The sequence below is a fragment of the Thiolapillus sp. genome, assembly GCF_048562965.1.
GTDB classification, from domain to species: Bacteria; Pseudomonadota; Gammaproteobacteria; order Chromatiales; family Chromatiaceae; genus Thiolapillus; species Thiolapillus brandeum_A.
Genome location: NZ_JBHNMF010001299.1, coordinates 1 through 716 on the forward strand (window position 1 = coordinate 1; position 716 = coordinate 716).

The window sequence follows — 716 nt, forward strand, 5'->3', positions numbered from 1 at the left end:
TGCAGCAGCTTTTGTTCTGCGCGGCTGAGGTCGATGCCTGCTTTCTTCATGGCTTCGGCCGGATGAGAAAGAAAAAGCCGCGTGTTGGCTTCGTCCCGGGCCAGCCAGGCAATCATCTTTTTATCTGATGCAACGAGCTTGGCAACCAGTTTGTCGGGCAGGGCCAGCAGATCGGCTTTCGGATGTTTCTTCCCGTTGCGTGGTTTGCAGGTCTTGGGAATGGCTACGAGATCACCAATGTTCCGTCCGGGAACAAAACGGACATTGATGTTGGTGTTGTAGCCTGGGGGGATCCTCGCCTGAACCAGTCCGGGTGCAGGGTTGGGATCAGGATGTTCATCTTGCTGGGGAATTTTTTCCCTGATATTCAGGTTTTGCATTTGACTGTCTCCTTTCGTTTGCACACTCCAGCCACTGTTGGCAATGGAGAAATGCGTTTTATGCGTTGGCAACTTAAAGACTAGAAAGGAAAGCAGCTTTCAGATACGGCGGTATGGCTTGTCGGCTTGTAAGCCAAATCTGATGTGGGGGTAAGGATCAGCCTGTGAGAATGATTCTGAAGACTGATTGTTTGACGGCGAACTGTGCCTGTGGCCAGGGTAACTACTCACCCCTATCAGCATAGAGCTGTCCCGAAAAGGCCATTTGAATGGCGACCAGCGGATTGTATCCCTGATTTGCCATGGTCTGCAGGTAACTGGAGATGCGGCAATAGG

At 51.7% G+C, this 716-nt stretch carries 1 protein-coding gene; it reads right to left on the bottom strand.

Annotated elements, in window-relative coordinates:
* Nucleotides 1-380, bottom strand: a 380-nt coding sequence (locus ACOCD2_RS23945; RefSeq protein WP_295539936.1) for a hypothetical protein, incomplete at its 3' end; no start/stop codon positions are given.
* Nucleotides 381-716 lie beyond the last annotated feature (336 nt).